This is a genomic window from Lachnotalea sp. AF33-28 (assembly GCF_003477885.1).
Lineage (GTDB): Bacteria > Bacillota > Clostridia > Lachnospirales > Lachnospiraceae > AF33-28.
In genome coordinates this window covers 1-25,130 of the sequence record NZ_QUEE01000019.1, presented here as the reverse complement: position 1 = coordinate 25,130, position 25,130 = coordinate 1, and the positions used below count along the sequence as shown (strand labels likewise).

At 47.1% G+C, this 25,130-nt stretch carries 25 protein-coding genes; all 25 read right to left on the bottom strand.

Annotated features, from left to right (window positions below; all coding sequences use genetic code 11):
• Positions 1 to 23 precede the first annotated feature (23 nt).
• The 25 genes from yqeK to DWZ56_RS20215 all read right to left on the bottom strand — a co-directional run bounded on the left by yqeK (position 24) and on the right by DWZ56_RS20215 (position 25,056).
• Positions 24 to 617, bottom strand: a complete 594-nt coding sequence (gene yqeK / locus DWZ56_RS20340) for a bis(5'-nucleosyl)-tetraphosphatase (symmetrical) YqeK (protein ID WP_442911455.1) — start codon at positions 615 to 617, stop codon at positions 24 to 26.
• A gap of 51 nt (positions 618 to 668) precedes the next feature.
• Positions 669 to 1,286, bottom strand: a complete 618-nt coding sequence (gene nadD / locus DWZ56_RS20335; RefSeq protein ID WP_158584678.1) for a nicotinate-nucleotide adenylyltransferase — start codon at positions 1,284 to 1,286, stop codon at positions 669 to 671.
• 20 nt (positions 1,287 to 1,306) lie between these two features.
• Entirely contained in the window at positions 1,307 to 1,597 is a 291-nt protein-coding gene (yhbY, locus tag DWZ56_RS20330) for a ribosome assembly RNA-binding protein YhbY (RefSeq protein WP_118558436.1), read from the bottom strand.
• A 99-nt stretch (positions 1,598 to 1,696) separates the two neighbouring features.
• Positions 1,697 to 2,980, bottom strand: coding sequence for a GTPase ObgE (gene obgE / locus DWZ56_RS20325; RefSeq protein WP_118558435.1), 1,284 nt, complete (start codon positions 2,978 to 2,980; stop codon positions 1,697 to 1,699).
• A 102-nt stretch (positions 2,981 to 3,082) separates the two neighbouring features.
• A complete protein-coding gene (rpmA, locus tag DWZ56_RS20320; RefSeq protein ID WP_118558434.1) occupies positions 3,083 to 3,373 on the bottom strand; it encodes a 50S ribosomal protein L27 in 291 nt (96 codons plus the stop codon).
• Between the two features lie 2 nt (positions 3,374 to 3,375).
• Positions 3,376 to 3,699 (bottom strand): ribosomal-processing cysteine protease Prp, encoded by a 324-nt coding sequence (locus tag DWZ56_RS20315; protein ID WP_118558433.1) that lies wholly within the window; start codon positions 3,697 to 3,699, stop codon positions 3,376 to 3,378.
• 2 nt (positions 3,700 to 3,701) lie between these two features.
• Entirely contained in the window at positions 3,702 to 4,010 is a 309-nt protein-coding gene (gene rplU / locus DWZ56_RS20310; protein WP_118558432.1) for a 50S ribosomal protein L21, read from the bottom strand.
• Positions 4,011 to 4,194: 184 nt separating this feature from the next.
• Positions 4,195 to 5,430 carry a ribonuclease E/G gene (locus DWZ56_RS20305; protein WP_243095394.1) on the bottom strand — a complete coding sequence of 412 codons (1,236 nt, stop codon included), beginning with the start codon at positions 5,428 to 5,430 and terminating at the stop codon, positions 4,195 to 4,197.
• Entirely contained in the window at positions 5,414 to 6,181 is a 768-nt protein-coding gene (locus DWZ56_RS20300; RefSeq protein WP_243095392.1) for a TIGR03936 family radical SAM-associated protein, read from the bottom strand. The genes DWZ56_RS20305 and DWZ56_RS20300 overlap by 17 nt, the downstream gene beginning before the upstream one ends.
• A complete protein-coding gene (locus DWZ56_RS20295) occupies positions 6,156 to 8,033 on the bottom strand; it encodes a TIGR03960 family B12-binding radical SAM protein (RefSeq protein WP_118558430.1) in 1,878 nt (625 codons plus the stop codon). The genes DWZ56_RS20300 and DWZ56_RS20295 overlap by 26 nt, the downstream gene beginning before the upstream one ends.
• A 132-nt stretch (positions 8,034 to 8,165) precedes the next feature.
• On the bottom strand, positions 8,166 to 9,050 hold the full coding sequence (locus DWZ56_RS20290) for a sensor histidine kinase (RefSeq protein WP_118558429.1): 885 nt from the start codon (positions 9,048 to 9,050) through the stop codon (positions 8,166 to 8,168).
• A gap of 53 nt (positions 9,051 to 9,103) precedes the next feature.
• Positions 9,104 to 9,931, bottom strand: a complete 828-nt coding sequence (locus DWZ56_RS20285; protein WP_118558428.1) for an ABC transporter permease — start codon at positions 9,929 to 9,931, stop codon at positions 9,104 to 9,106.
• Positions 9,928 to 10,839, bottom strand: coding sequence for an ABC transporter ATP-binding protein (locus tag DWZ56_RS20280; RefSeq protein ID WP_118558427.1), 912 nt, complete (start codon positions 10,837 to 10,839; stop codon positions 9,928 to 9,930). Before DWZ56_RS20280 ends, DWZ56_RS20285 begins: the two co-directional genes overlap by 4 nt.
• Before the next feature lie 91 nt (positions 10,840 to 10,930).
• Entirely contained in the window at positions 10,931 to 11,602 is a 672-nt protein-coding gene (locus DWZ56_RS20275; RefSeq protein ID WP_118558426.1) for a response regulator transcription factor, read from the bottom strand.
• 186 nt (positions 11,603 to 11,788) lie between these two features.
• Entirely contained in the window at positions 11,789 to 12,070 is a 282-nt protein-coding gene (locus DWZ56_RS20270; protein WP_118558425.1) for a DUF2325 domain-containing protein, read from the bottom strand.
• A 351-nt stretch (positions 12,071 to 12,421) separates the two neighbouring features.
• Entirely contained in the window at positions 12,422 to 12,946 is a 525-nt protein-coding gene (locus DWZ56_RS20265; protein WP_118558424.1) for a nitroreductase family protein, read from the bottom strand.
• Positions 12,943 to 14,550 (bottom strand): amidohydrolase, encoded by a 1,608-nt coding sequence (locus DWZ56_RS20260; protein WP_118558423.1) that lies wholly within the window; start codon positions 14,548 to 14,550, stop codon positions 12,943 to 12,945. Before DWZ56_RS20260 ends, DWZ56_RS20265 begins: the two co-directional genes overlap by 4 nt.
• 155 nt (positions 14,551 to 14,705) lie before the next feature.
• Positions 14,706 to 15,956: a nucleotide sugar dehydrogenase gene (locus tag DWZ56_RS20255; protein ID WP_118558422.1), complete on the bottom strand. Its 1,251-nt coding sequence runs from the start codon at positions 15,954 to 15,956 to the stop codon at positions 14,706 to 14,708.
• Positions 15,957 to 16,162: 206 nt separating this feature from the next.
• Entirely contained in the window at positions 16,163 to 16,378 is a 216-nt protein-coding gene (locus tag DWZ56_RS20250; protein WP_243095391.1) for an AAA family ATPase, read from the bottom strand.
• 207 nt (positions 16,379 to 16,585) lie between these two features.
• Complete coding sequence (locus DWZ56_RS22800; RefSeq protein ID WP_158584677.1) at positions 16,586 to 20,083, bottom strand: SIR2 family protein; 3,498 nt, start codon at positions 20,081 to 20,083, stop codon at positions 16,586 to 16,588.
• A 105-nt stretch (positions 20,084 to 20,188) separates the two neighbouring features.
• Positions 20,189 to 20,455: a hypothetical protein gene (locus DWZ56_RS20240; protein WP_118558421.1), complete on the bottom strand. Its 267-nt coding sequence runs from the start codon at positions 20,453 to 20,455 to the stop codon at positions 20,189 to 20,191.
• Positions 20,456 to 21,030: 575 nt separating this feature from the next.
• On the bottom strand, positions 21,031 to 22,098 hold the full coding sequence (locus tag DWZ56_RS20230; RefSeq protein WP_118558419.1) for an acyltransferase family protein: 1,068 nt from the start codon (positions 22,096 to 22,098) through the stop codon (positions 21,031 to 21,033).
• A 242-nt stretch (positions 22,099 to 22,340) separates the two neighbouring features.
• A complete protein-coding gene (locus DWZ56_RS20225) occupies positions 22,341 to 23,216 on the bottom strand; it encodes an alpha-1,2-fucosyltransferase (RefSeq protein ID WP_118558418.1) in 876 nt (291 codons plus the stop codon).
• A gap of 30 nt (positions 23,217 to 23,246) precedes the next feature.
• Positions 23,247 to 24,290, bottom strand: coding sequence for an N-acetylneuraminate synthase family protein (locus DWZ56_RS20220; RefSeq protein WP_118558417.1), 1,044 nt, complete (start codon positions 24,288 to 24,290; stop codon positions 23,247 to 23,249).
• 22 nt (positions 24,291 to 24,312) lie between these two features.
• A complete protein-coding gene (locus DWZ56_RS20215) occupies positions 24,313 to 25,056 on the bottom strand; it encodes a DUF354 domain-containing protein (protein WP_199679629.1) in 744 nt (247 codons plus the stop codon).
• Positions 25,057 to 25,130 lie beyond the last annotated feature (74 nt).

Sequence of the window (25,130 nt, the reverse complement as noted above, 5' to 3'; positions counted from 1 at the left end):
CCGCGCCGCTATGAAGGAGGCTGTCAATCTTCCCCTTCCAGCAGTGCTTTGTAATAGTCATAGGTCTTCACGGTCTGTTCATCTATCCAGTTGCCGGTTTTTTTCAGATAACTCAATGTGTCGGCGAGAATCATGAGTAATGCACGGTCTATATCGACGAACGCCATATGGCGGATCTGCGGCAGATTGGGAGCCTTATATCGGCGGGGCTCAATATAATCCGCCACATATACAATTTTCTCCAGCATGCTCATATCCGGTTTACCGGTAGTATGGCACAAAATAGCACTAATAATTTCCTTATCCGCCACCTGGTATTTTTTCATCGCGATAAACGCGCCCAGCTTTGTATGCAGCAGCGCCTTGTTTTTTAATTCTGCCTCAGACATACTTATATTGTATTTCTGGCACATTTCGTAGATCGTGGAATCATCATACTGCTTAGCGCAGTCATGTAGAAGCCCCGCTATCTCTGCCTGATCCAGATCACATTCATAGCGCATTGCGAGCGCAACCGCAGTATAAGCCACGCCCAGGGTATGCTCATAACGCTCCGGCGTCAGCTTTTTCATCAATTTCCTGCGGATTTTCATACCGTTTTCCTGCATGTGTTTCATCCTCTTCCTGATATAATGTCACCGGCCGTCATAAAACGGCGGCCTGCGCTTTCAGCGCATTTCTCTGTAAAGATGATGTTTTAAAATATAATCATAAACACTTTCTGTAACGTAATAGCGGATAGATCTGCCGGATGCGACCGTTTCCCGGATCATATGGGAAGATATATCCAGAGCCGGAAGGTCAATCAGACGGACATCAGCCCCAAAATTCCGCCTAAGAAACGAGATCTTTTCATCGATCTGTTCTCTGGGAAGTTCATCCCTGTTCGCACACAGAATTACCGCTTTTGAAAATATCTCCTCGGGATGATGCCATTTTTCCATATAATTCAAAGAATCCACGCCTACAATGAAGTAAAACCGGCTGTTTGGCTCCATAACGGCCAGATCGCTCAAGGTATCGGATGTATAGGAATAGCCATCACGGTTCAGTTCGATATCGGAACAGGTAAAGTGCGGATTCGGCGCGATCGCAATCTTAACCATTGATGCCCTTATACTCTCTGACAATACCTGCCTGTCACGTTTATGAGGTGGATATTTGGCCGGAATGAACCGAATTTCATCCAGCTCATACTGCTCATAGGCGCATTCCGCCAGCTGCAGGTGAGCGATATGAATGGGATCAAAGGTGCCACCCATAATGCCTACTTTTTTTATACCCATAGCATCCATACCTCCAGCCCTTACTGTGGAAGTTCGATTTTGCTATTTTCCGCAGCTTTGCGGAACAGTACAATTCTCTTCCCGATCACCTGAACTACCTCGGAATGGGTGCGTTCCGACAGCATGGACGCGATTTCCCGCGGATCATCCATGCAGTTTTTTAATACATTTACCTTGATCAGCTCCCTGGCCTCCAAAGCCTCTTCTACCGCCTTGGTTACTTCCGGTGTCAGACTGGATTTCCCGATCTGAAACAGCGGGTCCATCGTCATGGCCAGTCCTTTTAAATAAGCGCGCTGCTTACTAGTCATAATATTCCTCATTTCTGCGATGCTCGCATCTTGCTTTTGTATTCTCATGTGCGTTTGGTTAACATAATTAAATTATGTTAACCAAACGCACATAAAAGCCTATTTATAATACTCAAACTCAATATCCACAACCCGTACGGTATCGCCCTCCTGGATGCCCGCGTGTTCCAGCTGCTTTAAAATACCTGTGCTTTTCAGAAACTTCTGGAAGAAATCAAAGCCTTTTTCCGAATCCAGATTGGTATAGCCCAGCATTTTCTCCACCCGCGGTCCTGTGACGCTGTATACGCCGTCAGGCAGCTTTTCCACCGTAAAAGGCAGCGTCTCATCGTCCTGATCTTCAAGGACAAACTCTCGTTCAAATACCACTGGTTCGGGGTCCAGAGTTTTTAGCAGATCATTTACATAATACAGAAGCTCCTTTAAGCCCTGGCCGCTTACTGCAGAGATGGCAAACACCTTCAGGCCGGAAGGCTCGAATTCATCCCTTAACTTCTGTACCGGATCCTCATCCTCCGAATAAACCGCATCGATTTTATTCGCCGCGATCACCTGCGGCCGTTCCATCAGCTTTGGATCATAGGCCATGAGCTCCGCATTGATGGTTTTGATGTCCTCTACCGGATCGCGGCCTTCCGTGGAAGCCGCATCCACCATGTGGATAATGCATTTGGTTCTTTCAATATGCTTTAAAAAGGCATGTCCAAGGCCGACACCTTCACTGGCCCCTTCAATCAGGCCCGGGATGTCAGCGACCACAAAGCCCTCGCCGTCTCCTAAATCCACCACACCCAGATTGGGATTTAATGTGGTGAAATGATAATTGGCGATTTTGGGTCTGGCGTTGCTGATACGGGAAAGCAGCGTGGATTTGCCCACGTTAGGAAAACCTACAAGACCCACATCCGCGATTACCTTCAGCTCCAGCCGTACCCACAGCTCTCTTCCCGGTTTACCCGGCTTGGCGTATTTCGGGACCTGCATGGTGGCCGTCGCGTAGTGCATATTGCCCTGGCCGCCTCTGCCGCCTTTTAAAATCACTTCTCTCCGGTTCTCACCGGACATATCGGCGATGACCTTGCCGGTTTCGTCGTCTTTGATTACGGTGCCCGCCGGCACCCGGATCACCAGATCGTCCGCGTCAGCCCCGTGACAGCGGCGTTTGCCGCCCTCTTCACCGTTGCCTGCCACATATTTGCGGACATGCCGAAAATCGGTGAGGGTATTAAGGCCGTCATCCACCTCAAATATGATGTCTCCGCCTCTGCCGCCGTCTCCGCCGTCAGGCCCGCCATTGGGCACATAGAGTTCCCGGCGGAAGCTGACATGGCCATTGCCGCCGTTACCTGATTTAATAAAAATTCTAGCACTGTCTGCAAACATAGATGAATACCTCATTTCTGCGGTGAAAAAAAGCAGGCTTTCTGGTCAGATTCAAGAAAAGCCGACGAGAATCCGTCGGCTTTCTTCTGAATTACTACCTCATTAATCGTTCACTACTTTGGGATAAACAGAAACCTGCTTTTTGTCTCTGCCTTTTCTTTCAAATGTAACAACACCGTCTACCAATGCGAATAATGTATCGTCACCACCGCGGCCTACATTGTTGCCAGGGTGAATCTTCGTACCGCGCTGTCTGTAAAGAATATTTCCAGCTTTTACGAACTGTCCGTCAGCTCTCTTTGCGCCAAGTCTCTTGGACTCGGAATCACGGCCGTTCTTTGTGGAACCAACGCCCTTTTTATGAGCGAACAACTGAAGGTTCATTTTCAACATAATTACACCTCCTCGATCAGGATCCTGATATATTTTGTACCATATTCCTCTTCAATATTCTTTAAACCCAATATTAAAGAGTTTACCAATAACTGGGGTTCCGGATGCTTCCCATCCTTCAGCCTGCAGGTTAAGCAACCCGATTTCTCGCTGGCCTCTGTTTTCGTACCGGTAAGAGTTTCTATGCTGTTTACCGTATTCACCGCCAGAGCGGATACAGCGGCACAGATGATATCTCTGCCGGCTTCTTCAAACCCTGCATGTCCTTTAATCTGAAAGGACTGGCAGTCACCGTTGGAATCTCTGTAAAAGACTGCCTGTATCATAATCAGCAGGTAATCTTATCGATCTTCAACTCTGTATAAGCCTGTCTGTGACCATTTTTCTTATGATATCCAGATTTTCTCTTATACTTGTAAACGATCACTTTTTTACCTCTGCCTTCGCCGGTAACGGTTGCAGTAACCTTTGCACCAGCTACGGTAGGTGTTCCGACCTTCATTTCATCGGCACTTACAGCAAGCACCTGATCAAATTCATAAGTTTGTCCGGCTTCAACGCCCAGTTTCTCAACTTTGATAACGTCGCCTTCGGATACTTTGTACTGTTTACCACCTGTTGCAATAATCGCGTACATATGGCACCTCCTTAATACAATACTCGCCAACTTCGGTGTCCGGCTTTCCGGATCTTTTCAACCCCATTGTGCGGCACACTAAATCATAATACCATTTTCAAGCATCTGCGTCAACCATTATTTTCATATTTTGCAGGTTTTTTATTGCCTTTTCGTATCTTTTTTGTTTGCGTACGGCAGACTTTCAGTTCACCGCCGCCTGTTCCCACAAGGGCTTCCGCTCACGTTTCCGCGTGATTTCTACCAGATTCAACCCGGTCATATCCACTACAGTGGTTTTGATCCGGTCTTTTCGTGTCCACGCGGTGAGCGCATCCATCAGCTTACGTTTATCTTCCTCCCGCTCCATATCGATGAAATCGATGAGCACGATGCCGGATATATTGCGAAGGCGCATCTGCCTGGCCGCTTCCTCCGCCGCCTCCAGGTTGATCTTTAAGAAGGTTTCCTGCTGTTTTTTCCTGCCGTCAAACTTGCCGGTATTTACATCGATGACCGTCAGGGCTTCCGTAGGCTCCACTACCAGATAACCGCCGGACTTCAGCCAGACATTCTTTGCCAGCGCTTCCCTTATAACCGTATCCAGCGAATACAGCTTGCTAAGCGGATAAGACTCATCCTCATACAGCCTAACGCTGCAGCTTATGATTCCTTTGGCAGCAGCGTCCGCCAGAGCCCGGTAAATGCCGGCATCATCCGTCACGATTTCCGCTTCGAAGCCCTTCTGCAGATCTCTGGCGGTTGTGAGATAGGCCGGCAGGGATTCATAGACGCAGCTGTAGCAGGTCCGGCACAGAGAGCTTTGAAGAATCTGATCCATACGATTCGTAAGCCCCTCCAGGTCCTGCCTTATATCCTCTTCCTCTGCTTCAAATGCGTTTGTCCGGATAATCGCTCCGCACCCTTCCGGAAGAACCGGCTGAAAAGCGGAACGGATTTTATCCTTCCAGTGGGTATTTTTGATTTTGGAGGAAAAATGGATCTGGTTCCCGCCATAGATCAGCACCGCATAGCGGCCGGACAGGTTGATGCGTCCGCTCACCACCGGAGCTTTAGTCTTTACCGCTTCCCTTACAACCTGCACCGGCAGCTCATCCCCGGCGCAGAGCTTATAGCCGCCGTCCGACCATTCTCCTGCACCGATACGGCGTCCGCCGCGGGAAACGGTTCCCGCCGGTATTTCCTCAAGCGGGCAGTAACAGATGCAGCCCTGCCCGATCTCAATAAACGCGGCGCTTATATTGCCGACTATATTTTTTACCTTGCCGATGTAGACATCTCCGACCTGCGGCCCTGCCTTTTCCTGATCAAAGATCAGCTCCATGATGCGCCCGCTCTCCAAAACGGCAGTCATGATCCGGCTGTCTCTTCTGGTTATGATCAGCTTATTGTCCCTCACCGTATTATTCAATGACTTCACCCAGCGCTTCCAGCGCAATCCATTCCCCGTTTTCTCCCAGAGCATAGGTTTCGCGGCGGTTAATCTGCATGGAATACTGATAGGATTCCACCGCAGGGTCCCAGTCTGAACCGATGCCTTTATAGAAGGCTTCCATCACCAGCTCAGGCTTTAAATTGGCGGAGCTTCCTGTGGAAAGGCTCATAGTAATCACACGGCTTTTGCGGTCAAGCCGGCAGCTCTTTATCATCGGGCGGATATCGGCTGTCAGGCTGCTCTTTTTAGTGGCCTTTAACACCGTGATCTGTTCCAATGCGCAGAATGCGTCAAACGCGTCACAGAACCCGTCCCAGTCCTTCGGTTCATGCCCTTCCTTAAATACCAGATCATAGTCGGCGCCGGCCACCATCGCCATGGCGCTCCTGTCCTTTAAAGCGTTGCCCTGTGCGTCAAATCCCGGATCGGGGATTCGGCGCACGCTTACGACTTCGATCCCATGCGTCAGCAGTGCAGCATTCAGCCGCCTTTTCATCGCTTCGGAGGAATCCGCGCTGTTCACCTCGATATCCAGATACTCCCCGTCCGAAGTCAGCCCGACTCCCAGAGGGGCGGCAAAAGACATGACCTGATGCGGGCTGTAGCCCGTGCTGTATGCGATATCAATGTCTGCCCGCCGTATGGCCTTCTGGAAAAAACGCATGAGGTCCAGGTGGCCGATAAATTTCATATACTCTTTTTTGCTGAATTTAATTCGCAGCTTCAAAGCAGACACCTCCTCCAAACGATTTCGCGCCGCAGCCGGAACATCTTTCGTGGCAGTTGGGCGTGACCTTCCCCTCCATGGCATTCTTCCACTCTCTCTTTAAGAAGTCCTTAGTCACGCCGGTATCGATGAAATCCCACGGGAAGATTTCATCCAGGCTGCGCTCTCTGGTCGTATAGAAGTGGTAATCCATGCCGCAGTCTGCAAAAGCCTGCATCCATTTCTCATTGTCGAAGGTCTCGGACCAGGAATCGTACAGGCAGCCCAGTTCATAGGCGCGCAGGAGGACTCTGGCTGTTCTTCTGTCTCCACGGGCGAACACGCCCTCTAACACAGTCACATCCGCTTCATGCCACTGGTATTTAAGACTTTTGTGATTGAGCTGTTCCTTAAATTTGCGGTTGACTATGCGGGCCCTGTGCAGATATTCTTCCTTTTCAAACATGGGCGCCCACTGCAGGGGGGTAAAGGGCTTGGGGATGAAAAAGGAGGAACTGGCTGTGACCTGTACGCGCTGCCCCTTCCGCTCTTCCCTGGGGATCGTATCGAAATAGGTTCTCGCCACTTCGTTGGCCAGGACGGCGATGCCCTCCATATCCTCCTCGGTCTCCGTAGGGAGCCCCAGCATGAAGTATAGCTTTACCTTATTCCAGCCGCCTTTAAATGCCTGGGCGGCACCGTTTAAGATCACCTCTTCGGTCAGACCCTTGTTAATCACATCGCGCAGCCTCTGGGTTCCCGCTTCCGGAGCGAAGGTCAGGCTGGATTTGCGCACATCCTGGATCTTTTTCATCACATCCAGGGAAAACGCATCGATTCTTAAGGAGGGCAGGGATATATTGATGCCCTTGCCATGGAACTCTTCGATCAGAAACGTGACCAGCTCTTCCAGGTGGGTGAAATCGCTGGAGCTTAAGGAGCTTAAGGAAATTTCTTCGTGGCCGGTGTTTTTGAGCATTTTATAGGCTTTGTCTTTTAAGAATTCCAGATCCCGTTCCCGTACCGGACGGTATACCATACCTGCCTGGCAGAAACGGCAGCCGCGGGTGCAGCCCCGCTGGATCTCCAGCACCACCCGGTCCTGAGTTACTTTTATAAAGGGTACCACGGGCTTTTCAGGATAACAGATATCCGGGTCCCCCATATTCATCAGGATTTCTTTGCGCACCGTCGGTTTCGCGTTGGGGTGGGTGGGATAAAACCGGCGGATGGTACCGTCTTCATTGTATTCTGTCTCATAAAAAGAAGGCACGTAGATTCCGGGAACCGTGGCGGCCAAAGCAAGGAAATCCTGCCTGCTCCCCCCGCGCTTTTTATTGTCTATATAATGCTTCATCAGCTGATCATAAGCGGTTTCACCCTCGCCGATATAAAAGAGGTCGAAGAAGTCCGCAAGGGGTTCCGGATTGTAGGTGCAGGGGCCGCCTCCGATCACAATCGGGTCTTCCTCCGTCCTGTCTGAGGAATACAAGGGGATTTCGGACAGGTCCAGGACCTGCAGGATATTGGTATAGCACATCTCATACTGTATGGTAATCCCTAAAAAGTCGAATTCTCTGACAGGGTCCTGCGATTCCAGAGCGAAGAGAGGAATATGCCGGCTGCGCATGATTTTATCCAGATCCGTCCAGGGGGAATAGACCCGTTCGCACCAGATGTTTTCATGCCGGTTGAACATATCATAGAGGATCTGTATGCCCAGATGGGACATGCCGATCTCATATACATCAGGAAAACACATGGCAAAACGGATATCCACCTTTGCGGGGTCCTTCATCACTGTATTGACCTCGCCTCCGATATAACGGGCGGGCTTATCAATCTGTAACAGTATTTCATCGGACAAAGCTAATTTTCTCATGTTGTATCCTTTTCATTTTGTGCGAAACGCATATTTGGTGTTGCTGTGTACAATCCAGAACACACGCATAATTATAGGATACTTTTCCAAATTAAGCAACACCCTTCGGGCAGTTGCTGTAAACTCACGCCCTTAGAGCTTCAGAATCACCGTCAAACGCTGATCCCGCCAGACAGCCGATATCTGTCCTCCCATCTGTTCAGTCAGAGTTTTGGCGATGGACAGGCCCAGACCGGTGGAATGGCTGCCGGCTTTTACCGTATAAAACCGGTCAAACAGCCTGCCCGCCGCCACTTCATCCATCCCATCCGCGCGGTTTGTAAAGGTGATTACTCCCTGGTCCGTAAGTTCAATCGTCAGATCACCGCTGCTGTACTTCACGGCATTTCCAAGCACATTTTCAAAGATGCGGAAAAGGGCGGCCCGATTCAGCCGCCTTTCAATCCGCACCCTGGGCATAAGTATCCGCGGGCAGATGCCCCGTTCGTTCATTGACGCATAAAAGGCTGCCACACTCTCTTCAAGAACCTGGTTTATATTTACGTTTTCCCTCTGTTCATACTGCTCTGCCGTCACGGCGAGCGAATAGCAGAACAGCTCTTCTGTCAGATGTTTCAGCGCGTTCGCCCTGTTTTCAATGATATCCGCATAGTTCCTTGCCGCATCGGATAAGGGTTCCCGCTTAAGGAGCTCCAGATACCCCATGATGGCTGTCAGCGGAGTGCGCAGATCGTGGGATATGTTGGCGACCGACTCTTTCAGCTCATGATCTCCGAGACGATAACGGATCTGGGCTTTCCGCAATATCTTTAACTGACAGTCGAGCTGGGCTGCCAGACGGCGCATATGCTTATCCGCCGTCCGTATATCGATGCCGACATTGGTATCGGTATCCAGCCTTTCCCCGAATTCCCGTCCGATTTGATCCGCCGCCCGATGCAGGCTGAAGATTTTCATGAGCAGCACGGCTGTCACGGCCAGGAGGAATGCACACGCTGCGCTAAGCAATCGTTCCATATTTTACTCTGCTTTCTTATTCTATTGAACCAAAGACATTCGCGGGATCCTTTTTATTTCAGGTCTTTTCGGCGAAAGCCCAGGGCTCCGCCGATGCTGGCCGCGGCCGCGGTAATAACCGCACATAGCGCCATTCTCCAGGGATGCGGAGCGCTTAAACCCGCAATCTGTATGCTCTGGCCGGTAGGCAGCAGATCCGCAAAGAACTGATAAACCTCCCTTTGGGCCTGCGTAAGATACTTGGGATTCGGTTCGGGCACAGCGGACTGTATCCCGCCCTCCGTAATCGTGATGCCTTCTATGAATTCCGGCGCATCAAGCCTCGCCATCAGGTAAATGGCAAGAGCCAGCAGTACAAAGATGAACATCAGATTGATGACCGCCGAGAGCGCCTTATTCTGGTTATGCATGGACATGAGTGTAAATAGGGAGGCGGTCATCACCGTCATGAGTATTCCGTCCAGCGTAAAAATAAGCACCGCTGCAATCCCAGAATGAAAGAAGCCGAACAGAGGGATTCCCACCGCACAGGCAATCACGGTATAGGCCAGGTTCATGAGCAGCCCTGCCGCCGCACAGCAGAGAAAATTCGCCAGATAGATATCCGTCCGCCGGCATCCCACGATCACCTTATTGCGCAGTGTTCCGTCCCCGTACTCCGTTCCTATAAAGATGCTAATAAAGGCGGCTACAAGGATCCCGATCACTGAATAAGATGCGAAGAACACATCGTCAAAGCGGACGGACTCTTCATACTTTACCATATTTATATAATTGGCAATACAGTTTCCCACCGCAAACACGATCATCGCAGCCATGCCTGCAAGGAAGACCCGGTCTTTTATTAAACGGGCAAAATTAGCACGCAGCAGTTTACTCATTTTTCAGTACCTCCGATCAGATTGATGTAATAGCTCTCCAGGCTCTCATCTCTCTCTGCGATTTTCATGACTTCGCAGCCCTCGTTTTTCAGGGCAAGGATGAGATCGGACACATTGCATTCCCCATAAATCTCAGCGGCAGTGTCGGAAAGTACTGTGTATTCCATCTTGTTTAGATCCAGCACACGGATCAGGGCACGGATATCGGAGACTTCCATGTGCATGCATTTGCGGCAGGCCTCCTCCAGTTTATCCGCGCTGATTTCTTTTATGATGCTGCCATGATCTATAAAACCGTAATGAGTGGCCAGCCGGGACAGTTCATCCAGTATATGGCTGGAGATCAGCACGGTGATCTGCCTCTCCCGGTTCAGCTTCAGGATCAGCTCTCTCATCTCTATGATTCCCTGCGGATCCAGGCCGTTAGCTGGCTCATCCAGAACCAGGAAATCAGGATCCCCTGAAAGCGCTACCGCAATGCCGAGGCGCTGACGCATTCCCAAAGAAAAATTCCGCACCTTTTTTCTCCCGGTATCGGAGAGCCCCACCAGGGCGAGCAGCTCCTGTATGCCATGAAAGGACGGGCGCCCGATGATGCGGTACTGCTCACGGAGGTTTTCCTCCGCAGTCATGTCCTGATAGAGAGATGGGGTTTCGACCACCGCTCCCATCCGCCGCCTTGCCTCTTGTATTTCTTTGGATGTATTCTTTATCCCATAGAGCGTATAGGTTCCGGAAGTGGGCTGCTGCAGCCCGCAGATTAAACGGATCAGCGTGGTTTTACCGGCCCCGTTTCTGCCGACAAACCCATAGATCGCCCCTTTCTCCACATGCATGGTAAGGCCGTTGAGCGCTTTGAAATTCTTATACTGTTTTGAAAGCGCTTCCGTGCTTAAAATGTACTCCATATCAATGCCTCCTTATGCTTGATGAACCAATGATAGCATGACATGGTTAAGAAAAAGGTTAAGAGAACGGTTAAGAAACGGTTAAGACAGTTCATGAGCCGCCTTTCTTAAGCTTAAAGCCGATTCCCCATACCGCTTCAATGTAATCCTTATTTGTCGGCTCACGCAGCTTTCTGCGCAGGTTGCTGATATGAACCTTCAGCGAGCTCTCCATACAGTCCGGCGTATCCAAACTGATCAGATCCAAAATCTGCGTTTTGGTGACCACCTGGCTTGGATTTTGCATCAGCAGCTTTAAAATGGCAAATTCTGTTCTGGTCAAATGGACCTGTTTCGTACCGGCTGTTACCTGGCGGGTATCCGGATCCAGATGCAGCTGCTCGAAATCCAGGCAGCTGCTTTGCGGCAGGGATACATTTTTTCTTATCTGAACAGCAATCCGCGCCAGCAGTTCCCTGGGTTCAAACGGTTTGGTAATGTAGTCGGCCGCTCCGCCAAGCAGGAGGTCCACCTTATCGTCAATACCCGCCCTGGCGCTGACCACTATGACCGGAATCCCCCGAAGCTGCTGAAGCACTTCTTCCCCAGAGAGCCCTGGCAGCATCAGATCCAGCAGGATGAGATCCGGCCGGGAACCTGTAAAGAGAAGCAGCGCTTCCGTGCCCGAATAGGCGCGCAGCACTTCATAGCCTTCTTTGCAGAGCACCTCCTCCAGCATATTACCTATATAAACATCATCTTCCACTACCATGATCCGTGTCATATCCCGCTCCTCTATCATAACCGCACATGATTTCCCGTATATGTAATAGCAGTCATTTAAACATAGCAATGTAAGTATTATAAAAAGAGCGGCCGAGAATGTCAAGGAACCCCTATGAGGATCAAATTCAGCCCAGTTATGCGCTGCTTTTGTGACAACTCCGTAACAGGAGCCAGTCCTGCTGAATCAGCCGCAGTGTTCCGCCAGCACTGCATGCAGCGCCGAAGCGCTGCTGGTATGGGCCCATGCTACCGGAATGCGGTTTTTCTTCGCTTCGGCCGCCGCACTGATCACCATCTTATGCGAAACTGCACCGGTAAAGAGAATCACCAGATCCGGACATCCCAGTTTCTTTTTTAAGGATCCCTTCTCTTTTGTAAACACCTTCGCCCTGCACCCGTATTCTCTGCAGATATCCAGGTACTTCCCTTCCATCCTCTCATTTCCGCCTACAATAACAATGCTCATATGACCGTCTCCTTTTCTTATAGTTGCTGTACAGGTTTATGCGATGGATGTAACATAGACTGATTAAATCCTTTTTAAGTTAGTTTATGCTAATTCAAGCACAAAAAATAAACCAGCGAATATAAAATGCTGTCTGTATGAAGGCAGCATTTTAAAGTTAGCCAGAACTAACTATTTTAAATTACCACAAAACAACAGAAAGGTCAAGTCCTATTATACATTCATACCGCGCTGTAAGTTACTATACGCAACAGTTCAGACGGCGCATTTTATGGACCGAAAAAAACGGGTTTTCACGGTTCCTCTATCGGCAGCCGTGAAAGCCCGTTTTGACCGTCACGGCACCGTCTTTCACCCCTTCAGATATGTAACTGTGCCTTCCGCCCTGGGCTTGCTCTCCGGATCCTTCGCCGCATATCCCAGCGCAGCCATGCCGTACACCCTGTGTCCGGACGGAACCGCGTATCGGTCCAGTATCTCCCGCACAGCGGGCGCATCACAGGTATCCTTGCACTGGTTGATCCATACGGAACCGATCCCCAGAGAATGGGCAGCCAGCATGATATTTTCCATGGCGCAGGCACAATCTGCCTCTCCGTTGGAATTATCCCTTTCATTGGAACAGATGATCAGCGCTGCAGGATTATAGAAATCATAGCTTTCATCCCTGCCCAGTTCTTTTCCGATGGCGCTGGCCAGCTTACGGATCAAATCTTTGCCGGTGAGAACAGAAAAATGCCAGCTCTGCCGGTTCATGCCGCTGGGTGCGTAGATTCCGGCCCGGACGATCTGTTCCAGATCGTCCTCCGCCAGCGGCCAGTCTTTAAATGAACGAATGCTTCTTCGGGTTAAAATATTTTCAATTACCTGGTTCATAGAATGTCCTCTCCCTCTTTAATCGTTCTTAAAACTTTGATGTCTTTGAGCGTTTCCTTATCCGCCTTCAGCGGATTCTGGTCCAGAATCACAAAATCCGCCAGCTTGCCCGGCGTGATACTGCCCTTGTTTTCTTCTTCAAAAATCTGATATGCCGCATAGACGGTAGCGGCCTTCAGCGCTTCGATAACAGGTACGCGCTGCTCTTCTCCCAGAACCATGCCGTTTTTGGTTTTCCGGTTCACCGCGTTATGGATGGAAAACAGGATATTGGGCGGCACCACCGGGGAATCCTGATGCAGGGTAAAGGACATACTTCGCTTTACCGCAGAAGCGGCGGGACTGATCCGCTCGGCTCTCTCCGGCCCCAGCACGGATTCAAAGTGATAATCTCCCCAATAATATACATGATCCAGGAAAAAGCTCGGCAGCATGCCGATACCTTTCAAGCGGTCCAGCTGATCTTCCCGAACCGTCTGGCAATGTATGACTACGGGACGGAGCTTCTCCGGATGCTCCACAGCCTTGAGCGCTTTTGTATAGCAGCGGATCATCTGTTCGATCGCCTCATCCCCATTGGCGTGCACATTGATCTGCCAGTGATTTCTAATGCAGGTTTCCATCACCTGGAATACATCCTCGCTTTCCATCACAGGAAAGCCTCGATACTCCTCGTTCTGCCCGTCCGGCGGCACCAGATAGGGCTGTGACAGCCAGGCTGTCTTTCCCTGGGGGGAACCGTCCAGGTAGATCTTGCAGCCGGCCGGGCGGTAATGATTCATATATCCGTTTAATGCGGGGTACTGTCTGGGAAGAAACTCTTTGGCGCAATCCACAGCCATATAGGATATCACATCATTTTTCAGAAGGCCTGCCGCTCCGGCCGCCTTCAATAACTCATAATCCGACCGGGTGGTTCTGCCATCCTGTGCGGTGGTGATGCCATAGGACGCATACAGCCTGGAAGCCCTTCCAACCGCCTTCAGCACCTGATCCGGACCCGGACCCTGCATGAGTTTCTGCTTATGGGGCGCAAGAAACGCCTGTTCTTTTAACAGGCCGTCCGGCTGCACCACACCGCCTTCCGGTACCTCATATCCGCTGCCGCCGTAGCCCAGCAGTTCCATCGCTTTCGTATTTACCACGCAGAGATGGCCCGATACATGCATCATGGATACAGGAATATCCCGGCTGATTTTATCCAGGTCCTCCCTTGTGGGATGTTTTCCGTCCGGATAGACGGAATTGTCGTATCCCATCCCCATAAACCACTGGCCATCCTCCAGATGGGTCTGCGCCAGAGCACGAATGCCTTCTTCCACAAGTTCTTCCACACTGTTGCAGCGGCCGGTTGGGGACGGGTTGACGTTCACCATTAAAAGCTGATAAGCTGCAGCAGTCAGATGGGAATGTCCGTCGATAAAACCGGGCAGCATTGCTGCCCCCTCCAAATCCACCTGTTCCGCATCCCTGCCGATCGTTTTCAGCTCTTCCGTCCTTCCAAGAGCCATGATCCGGCCGTTTTCTGTCAGCACGGCTTCCGGACTGTGATAGCGGTCATCCATAGTGAGAATCTGGCCATTATAATACAATTTACGGTTCATTGCTAACCCCTCCCAATGTATACGTCTGATGTACTGATACATTTATAGTAAATTAAACAGGTCAGCGCACGATCAGGCACTCTGTTCACTGTTAATCGCGTAAAAACAGTTTATCAGTGAATAGTATCGCCCGAGCGGTGATAATTATGCGGATATTAGTCCCTGAAATACAGATCTCTGGTATAGATTTTATCCATGACATCCTCAAGCTGCGGGCTGTACCGGTTTGCAATGATCACATCGCTGATCTTCTTAAACTCATCCAGGTCACGGATCACCCTGCTGCCAAAGAAACGTTCCTCTGTCAGCGTCGGCTCAAATACCACAACCTCCGCGCCCTTGGCCTTAATCCTCTTCATTACCCCCTGGATGGAGCTTTGGCGGAAGTTGTCGGAATGTGACTTCATGGTCAGCCGGTATACGCCGATGATACAGTTTTTGCCGGGCGTGCCGTCCCGCCCGGCGGTCCTGCGCGGGCCGTCCGATGTACTGCCGAAATAGCCTGCCTTTTCCAGAACCCGTTCCGCGATAAAGTCTTTTCTCGTGCGGTTGGCATCCACGATGGCGCCGATGATATTATTCGGCACATTGTCATAATTGGCCAGCAGCTGCTTAGTATCCTTAGGGAGGCAGTAGCCTCCGTAACCAAAGGAAGGATTGTTGTAATGTGTGCCAATACGGGGATCCAGTCCGACGCCCTCAATGATCTGCCGGGTATCCAGTCCGCGCACCTCAGCATAGGTATCCAGCTCATTAAAAAAGGATACGCGAAGCGCCAGATAGGTGTTGGCAAACAGCTTCACCGCCTCCGCTTCCGTAGGATTGGTAAACAGAACCGGGATTTCCTCCTTAAGCGCTCCCTGTTTTAAAAGATCCGCAAAGGTATGGGCAGCCCTCTGCAGGCGTTCGTCCGTAAGAGGGGCTCCGACGATGATGCGGGACGGATAGAGGTTATCATAAAGCGCCCGCCCCTCTCTTAAAAATTCCGGGCTGAACAGGATGTTGTCACAGTTATATTTTTCCCTTACAGAAGCTGTATATCCCACCGGAACCGTTGATTTGATGACCATGACGGCATTGGGGTTGATTTTCATAACCAGCTCAATCACGGCCTCCACGGATGATGTGTCAAAATAATTGAGCTGTGGATCATAATTTGTAGGCGTGGATATGATGACAAAATCCGCATCGCCGTACGCTTCCTCTGCATCCAGCGTGGCTGTGAGGTCCAGCCTTTTTGAAGACAGATACTCTTCGATCTCCTTATCCACTATGGGAGACTTCCTGTTATTGATCATTTCTACTTTTTCCGGAATTATATCCAGCGCATACACGTGATTGTGCTGAGCCAGCAATACTGCGTTGGATAAGCCTACGTATCCGGTTCCTGCTACTGCGATTTTCATATGTTTCTCCTATGTTATTTATTTTAGTTACCTCTGTAAAAAGAACAGGGATGCGCAATGCGATGCCATAGCACACTACAGTTTCAAATTCATCAATGCCTTCTAAAAAGAGTAAGCTCCACAGATTCTTGTCATCAGCAGTCAATGTATCATAGGTCAGTACTTCCGAGACAATCTCCTGAATGGAGTCACCGCTCATTAAGGTTTCAAATATGTGCCGTGCTATCTTTTGAAATGTCAAAGAAGTCATCCAGCATGCTCATGATCAATGACTTACCAAAGCGTCTCGGTCTTGTGATCAAATTGGCCATGAATTGTGTATTCAAAAGTGCCTTTATAAAATTCGTTTTATCTACATAGTAGTAATTCTTTTCACGCATCACAGCGAACGATTCTACGCCGAGTGGAATGTGTACTGCCATTCAAAACACGCTCCTTCTTGGCTAAATTATTGTGGTTTACCGCCACAAGTCTAGCCGTTTTTGGTGAATCTCTGCAACAGGGTATAAATCACCTATCATCCCGTATCTTACCACAAACGCCTTTCTTTTTCAATCTCAAGGAAGCTCTCTAACTGTGATTTTTTGTGAACACCACTCATGCACATTTCCGTCAGAAACTGCTTTCTGCTAATCATATTTCCCGGTACCCCGGCAGCATTTTTTGAATTTTTTACCGCTGCCGCAGGGACACGGATCATTGGGTCCTACTTTGGGATGCGGCCTGACATAGGTTCCAGACGAATCATCGTCATCTAAACTTAAAAGGCGGCGCAGATTCAACCCGTACAATTCATTTCTTTCCAATTCGTCTAAAAACTGCGTTTCGTCAGGTGAATCATACCCTCGTAGCTGCAGGTACTGTTCGGCAGCATCACCGGAATACAGCGGATTATATTGCATGTCCTGAATGATTGCGGTATTCAGCGGACGGTTTAAATATCTGCTTTTGTTATTTTTTTCCTCCGAATTGTTCAGCAAATCCACAAACGCGCTTCTTGTATTTTCCGATTCCGTATAACGCATCACATAGGCAAACGCTTTGCCTACGATATCCTTTGGAACGGGATTGCCTCTTTTTTGATGGATAAAGATCTGCATCCTGATCCAGGCCTGGGCGAGCGAGCTTCCGTCGCCCTTAAGACGGTCCAGACGCTCTTGCGTTCCTGCGAGCAGCTTTTCCACGCCCTTCATATCATCCGCAGTATTCAGGTATGCAAGGGCCGTCAGCGCCCATACATCGCAGGTTTCTTCATTCAGCTCAAGACTGCCGAGTTCATGAAGTGTGCCCTCAATGATCTGTTTGGCGGTGTCACGCCCAGTTTTCAAATTCATCATATTATACTGCTGTTCATATATGATACCGCTTAGATAAAGGGCATGTACTGAGGCATCCTTGCTGTAAAGCTCATTGCAGTATTGCAGCAGCCGGTTTCCCTTCTCTATAAATCCCGGTTTACCTGTCATAAATGACATATTGATGAAGTTTGAACAGCTGGTTGCAAGTAAGCGCATCTGTTCAGCACTTGTTTCGTCCATCATTGACTGCATTCTTTTGAGTACCCTGTACGCGTCATAGAATTCTCCCTGAAAAAGGCAGCCCATCATCTCAACATTCAGATCCGTCAAACGCACACAACCGGCATATTCATCCTCCGGGCTTTTGTTTATAATCTGCTCATTGAGCTTTTTCAGCTCATCTGCCAATTTGCCAAATCCTGCTGCTGCCGCTTTTTGAATCCGCTCGTTTATAAAAACGCTTTTCATCATCTCAAGCTTGCCGAGCGGCACTGCTGCTGCTTCTTTCATGCATTCCAGCATGCGGCAGACCAGCTGGTCTTTATAGGATAACGCGCCATACTGCACAGCGGCCGCTGCGAGTCCGCGAAACTTAATGAGCTGAAACATCAGCTGCTGTTCGTTGTCCTCATCTTTAAACACATCGGGCATACCATGCCAGAAGCAGTACTCCGTGTCCACACGGCGCAGCAGCTCTTCCCTCGTTTCGTTCGGCGCCACTGCTGTTCGCTCCAGCAGAGCCAGCCTGGCTGTCAGAATATCTATATTCCCGTATGGATCAGGAGAATTCTCAATAATCTTTATCAACAGAGGGTTGTTGCGGAAATCGCTTAAAGCTCTATGAAGGAATAGGGAAAAGGCACGGCCTGCGTTTCTCCAAAGCTCACCGGCCACGTCCGCACAGTCCTTTTCATCCAGATAATAAATAAACATATATTCACGGATAATATCCGGATACATCGGCTGAATGATTCCGTCATTGCGGATCAGGCTCTGGGATACATCGGACAAAAATGTGATCACAGTCTCTTTCCTCTGACGCCCTGGCAGTGTTGTTTCCTCAAGATACATTCTTACAATATTCCAGTCTTCTTCGTATTCCTGCGGAAGACTGCCCAACGCCAGCCCGCCTCCGGCAGAAGCTCTTACCAGCAGACGTATTAATGAAGAGCAAACCTTTCTGCTGCCGTTTAAAGCGGACAACCAGCGTTCCTGTTCCCGCAGTATCACATATTCAAGGACTCCTTCAAATGAGTCATACCCTGGTGCGTTACAGCCGTTATCAATCCATGCCTCCACAAACAGCTGAACAAACAAAGGGCGGAAATGCAGCATTTCGAATTTTTTCCAGTACTCCTGTTTGAGAGTTTGGTCTCTGCGCCTGTCCGCCGGCAGATTATGAGATATGCACACTTCTCCGATCAGATCCAGCACCGCCTGACTGTCCAGATCCGCAAGCGAAATATAATCTCCGTATTGCGCTGCCATGAAACGGCCGCGGTCTGCAATTCCAAAGGAATTTACCAGATTCTCCGTCCAGGAACCGGTTTGGGCGCCGGACTCCCGCTCAATCAGTAAAATGCGCAGCCGAAACCCCACAGCCAAAAAAGTGTCGGCCAGACACCCAATCACGGCCGCATACTGCTGCTCTCTTCCCTGCACATAGTCGATTGCGACAAGTGTATTCATAATCGGCGCATATGACTTCACATCGTTAACGGTCACCCTGTCATTCAGGAAAAAGGAGTACCAATCATTCTTATGGCGTTTCATCAATTCGAGGACCAGCCTGCTTTTGCCCGCGCCGGCCTGTCCCGTCACCGCCCACCACAGAAAAGCCTGATCTTCGGACAGGAACTGACCCAGCTCATCTAATTCTTTATGGCGACCGACAAACGAAAGAAGTTCATTGGAATAATGATACTTCCCCAATGCGCTTAAAGCATCTGCCGGCAGCTTATCCTCATATACTGTCCTTCCGACAATCGGATTTCTGTTCATGAACTCATTTGCGCGGTACATCATCATATCGTGCAGGAAATCCGGAAGATCCGTATAATCCGTGCCGTAATCGATCACTGTGAAATTATCCGGAAGCGCCGGCTCCGTATCACAGCTGCGCTTTAAATAGAAATATGGGACATTCAAATGCAGCTTCTCACCCGCAAACTTTATAAAACGGGAAATATTCACATCATCCGTCGTCTGTCCGCAGCCAATAAAGATCAGTGTGCGGGTCCCCAGCAGCTGCTGGATGAACTGAGCCGCCTCATCATTATATATGGCCTCATACTGCTCCTGGCTGGCGATTATATTATCCACTCCGGCCGCAGAGCTGTACATGCCGTGCAGATGCAGCACCGAATCCGCTCTTCCTTTATCTATCATCTCAAACGCCAGGTCCGGCTGCTCATAGGTAAGCGAATGCAGGCCGATTGCGGATTCCAGAAGCGTATCGTAATTTGTTGTCGTAATGATATCTCTCGTCAGTCCTGTGAGTGTGAGCGTCTGAGCAAGGGACCGATTCGTCACGCTCATGCTTTCGATGGATGCTTTCATCCAGGAATCGTATGTACCTGCTGCCTTGGTCTTAGTGATTACTTCTCCTGCGATTGCGATAAGGGACGCGGCAGAGGAATCAGATTCAAGGCGCGCTTTAAGTTCCTGCTGTCCTGCCCGATCCAGTATATATTCAATTCCGTCATTTATCCACTGATACCAGCTTGAGCGGCGGCCTGAAATGGAGGTTGAGAAGCCGGAGCCGAATACGTATACAATTTTTTCTTTGGAGAGGATGGGTTTTAGCTGAGGTGATAGCGGGGTTTTCATGGGATGCCTCCAGACTGTGTAGAGCAGGATACGTGGGAGCGTATCCTGCATCCATTATACTGACAGTTTAGCATTGGCGTGGCTAAATGGCAAGCTTTCTGCTTCTTATCCTATACTCCCCTTCTTCCATTGTTTATTTAGAATCCGCCAGATCAATTGCAGCATTTTCCGGAACAGACCTGTGCCAAAGAAGCGGCGGATTTTTTTACAGCGCAAAGTCTGCGGTGCATTCTCGGTTGAAGAGGCTGCATCAAAACAGTCCTCGCTGTACTTGTCATTGCTGTTCTTATTCTCCCGCACGTTCACAAAAGAAATGAAACACGGGATGATTACCTTGGTTGCCTGTTCTTCTTTTTTTAACGCAGTTGCCATAATGCTACCTCCTTGGATTATGGCAAACCGCCTGGCGCAGGTTTCCACACTACATTAAGAATCCAAGAATGCGCTGCTGTCAAAATACGATGCGGCAGATCCTTATGGGTTTATAGCGCTTGTGTTCCAGACAGCAGTAAAATCACGTTCAGCATTTGATATCAGGTCGGGCGGCTCCCTGCAAAATGCTGTGGAATACTGCCTGGAAAACACTGATAATTTGACGGATAACGTCCCTGTGAAAATTGCATTTTCAAGGCCTGCTGGCGATCGTAACACTTCCTTTGACAGGACGATCGTGAAAGACAAACAGTGCAGTCAGACAGCCCACCAAGACCTGAATTTGATAAATGGCTTGATTCATTATCCGTCCATCATAAACCAAACGAATATCCAACATATCAGACATCATGGATGAAGCGTTACTATTGTTCACTTCCTGGATATACCGATGCGGTGAAACCGCTATTCCGGAAAAACCGGACTGGCGGTTTCCCTTTTCCGGGCGTTGTTGCCTCCTTTTTTGGCTGTACAACCTATGAAGCAGTTACTATAAATAAGCCTCCTTCTTAACGTTATTTTTCATCTCGCTTTCCATACATCAAGAAATTAGCTAGTGGAATACTTTTAAACACTGAAATTATAATTACAGTAAACACACAAGTACAAATAAGCGATACAGTAAAGTTAACGAATCCTTCTGTACTCCAAAAAATATTCTTATTGCTAACAGTAAATAAATTGTTTACAAGCATGTGTGTCGCATATATTTCTAATGTATATTTTCCAATCCATGGAAATTTAATCTTGCTGAGTATTTCTTGAAATCTTTCAACAGTATTATACAATACGAGATTTCCAGCAAAACCAGTTATACATCTCAGCATAATTGATAACAATCCATCCTCGCAATGGTATAAATCATAGTTGAAGATTATTGCAAGAAATATAATAAAGCTAATAAAAACTACATGATTCTTTAAATTTTGCCAATACGGTTTCCATACGTTCTCTGTCCAGCGTAGGATAAAACCAAAACCATAGAAAACTGAGTAATATAAAATATATTTAATTCCAAACATACTAACATCACGATACAAAACCACAACTATTAGTAACACGCCAAAATACACACAACAAGTTATGAAACTTAATACTATTTTTTTGAATTTTTTCTCGTTACTTGAGATGATTCTATTTACAAATGCTGCCAAAACTGACAGTGCAAAAACAACCCATAAAAACCATAGGCCACCATCAACATTATGAAATAGTGTGTTTAACCCTGTAATAATATTTCTATCGCATCTTCCTAATAGCAAAACGCAAATTAGAATCCACCAACTCAAAAAGGGAAGAAGATAGCGTTCACAGCTTTTCTCAATTGCCTTTCCAATTTTGTTACTTGGTCTTGCAACAAAATAGCCTGACACAAGCATAAATCCAGGCATCTGAATAGCCCAGATAAGATTCGTCAATATTCCGCCCTCATCTAAAACCGAGTACTGAAGAACATGGCGAATCACAACCAAAATCATGAGAATACCTTTAAAACAGTCTAGCGTATAGTTTCGCTCTGTCTGTCTGTCTGTCTGTCTGTCTGTCTGTCTGTCTGTCTGTCTGTCTGTCAAAATATGATACATTCATTTTAACCTCCACGTCAATTTTTTTATTTTATGTCCACAGATAATTTCACTTGTCAAGGTTCTGCTCGCAGTACGATCAAAGCGGATAGTATGACCAATTTGGCGGCGATGACAGCCCTCTTGCGGAGGCGATCCTTAGTCGCAATACACAGAAATTTTTACCCCCTATTGCAACCCTGTGCATTAGAACCTCCACATCCATCTATTTTAGTTGTACTACACACAAATAACTCACATCATTACAGTTTAATCCACTGCGGAGGAACTATATCGATTTTTTTCTTATCGAAAAACCACCTCTTAGGAGCAATTACAATTTTTCCATCATGTTCTTTTAATTTAGCTCCCCACCAATAAAATGTACTGTTTACAATGATAGAATGCACACACGACGACATGATGAGCAATTCTTCAAAGTCACTTTCAACATCCTTATTTTCTCTGACTATTACATGTCGATTTTGAAAATCAATATTATTTTTGACCCATTCTATATCGTTTGAAAAAACATAATAAACTGGCGATTCAACTTTCTCATCAATATATTTCATAGCATTAGAAAAATAGTCTTGACCATATGAACCATAGTGTTTTTCTTCAAGTGAATAATCACCTTTTCTAATTCCAAGGAACACAGAATTGCATTTTTCTACTTCTTCAATGAATCGTTTAGTCTTTTCATTCAAATCAGCCCTTGGCGTAAAATCTTTACGTACTTCTTCTATTACAGATTCAACATGTTTCCATGATTGCCAATAACCATCATAATAATTGTACTTTTGCAATGCGACAATATTCCTATAGCTTCTATCTATTTCAAAAAAGTAACGATGATTAAAAAGCATTTCAAAAACTACCAATGCTTTGCTTTTATAATTTAATCCACTGTTTTCATGTTCCATTAAACATATATTAGCAATATCTTCTTGGGTAGCAATTGGTAATGATATGTTAAATTTTAGTATTCTGGGTTTTCTAACTTGATCATTTTCCAAATGATTATAAGAAGATAAGTCCAATTTTATTGAATCATTTGTCATTTTCTCCAAAGCCTTCGCAAAAGAATATTGGAACATTTGATTTCCTAACCCACCTTTTAATTTTACAATCTTCATAATAATACACCTATTAGTCTATTCCCAAATTCATACCATTTCCCATGTCAACACAGTATCTTCTTTTAAATCCATTAAGACTTTTCGTCCGATTACTACTTTTGTAAATTTCGGCGAAATACCTATACCAGGGCGTTTAGGCATAAGATCCTCCTCCTTAATCACTTCGCCTGCCCGCATATCTCTAGTAAGCACAAGAGACCTTCTAGCTTCTCTTCTAGGCACAAGTTCACACTCTAAAACCGTCTTCTCTGCCGAACCAAGCACAGTGTCAATCCAAATAAAGTTTGCAATAGCTTTTTTGAAGTCTTGAGGATCGCCTGCATGGTAATGATCATTACCATGAAGGGTCTTGTCGAGAGTAAAATGCTTTTCGATCACATCTGCACCAAGCATGTAAGCTGTAGCAAGAGTCATCATTGTATCGTCCGGAGCGACATGATCGCTGAAGCCAACTCTCACATCCGGGAAATCATTTTTCAGTGTTTTAATAATTCTCAGATTAGCATTCTTTGGTTCTGTTGGATAAGAAAGAACGCAATGGAAAATCACAATATCCTTACAACCGACTTCTTTAAGGGCACGTACCGCTTCATCCACTTCTGATAAATAAGAAGCGCCGACAGACATATAAACTGGTTTCCCCTTCCTGCCGATGTGCTTAACAAACGGAATATTTGAAAGATCAGACGATGAAATCTTATAAAAATCCACCATATCATAGAGATAATCAGCAGATGCATAATCAAACGGAGTAGAAGTGAAATCCATTCCTTTTGAATGAGTATAATCACAAAGCTCTTTATACTCCGCCACACCAAAATGATCATGCTTCAAAAACAACTCATACTGTGTCTTAGTAGGCTCTTTAGATGTATCCCAATAAGCAGGAGAATTCTTAGATACTATTGTTCCTGCCTTGTATGACTGGAACTTTGCACAATCAATCCCTACTTCGGCAGCCTCGTCTATATAAAGCTTTGCTGCTTCCAATGGGGAGATCCCCATCTCTTTTGCTGTGTCATAAAAGTTAACTCCCATTTCGGCAATTATATATGGTTTTGTTTTTCTCATATTCTTATTTCTCCTTCTACCTTTATAGGTTATTAATCAATCCCATTACACGCTTTCGTCCACCTCTAAGATCATGACTGAGAAGCATATTATGAAATTTCATTCGACTTTCTTTTGTTAACTCAAGGTACATCTTAAGTGTGCCTTCAATTATTTCGTCAGTAGGGTTCAACCCAATATATGTAAATCCATTTTCATTACATACAAATCCGTGCTTTTCTTCTCTCTGGTTTTGTGCCATTGCAATTGCAGGAATTCCAAGTATTGCAAGTTCATATCCTGTTCTTCCTCTTGAAGTCACAGCTACATCGCAACTTGACATCAGCTCAGGCATATTAGATACATCATAGAGTACTTCAATGTTCTCATACTTATTAAACTTCATAAGTGCATCGACATTATATTTGGCTCTTCCCAATACTACTACAAAGTAATATTTTTGATATTCAGGCTTAGATATAATCGAAAGTAACCTATCAGAATAATTCTGAGGATCAGCTCCTCCAAAAGAGATAAAGACCTTTTCTACATGTTCCTTAATTTGAATTGGCTCATAAAACATAAATGTCTTACCCGAAATATAATACTTCTCTCCAGCTTTAACCTGTGGCAATGTATTCTCCTGGAATAATGCATTAAATACCAAATCAGCCTTAAAAACACCCTCTCCATCATCTTCAAAGTTAATTATCTTTGCGTTTGGTAGTACTGTTCTTAATGCAATCATATAATCAATAGAAGTTGTCAGGATATCGTTGATAAACACGGTATAGTTTTCTTTTTTACATATAATGGTATCGTAATTTAAGACACTTCAAGAGACATTTCTTAATGAATCTG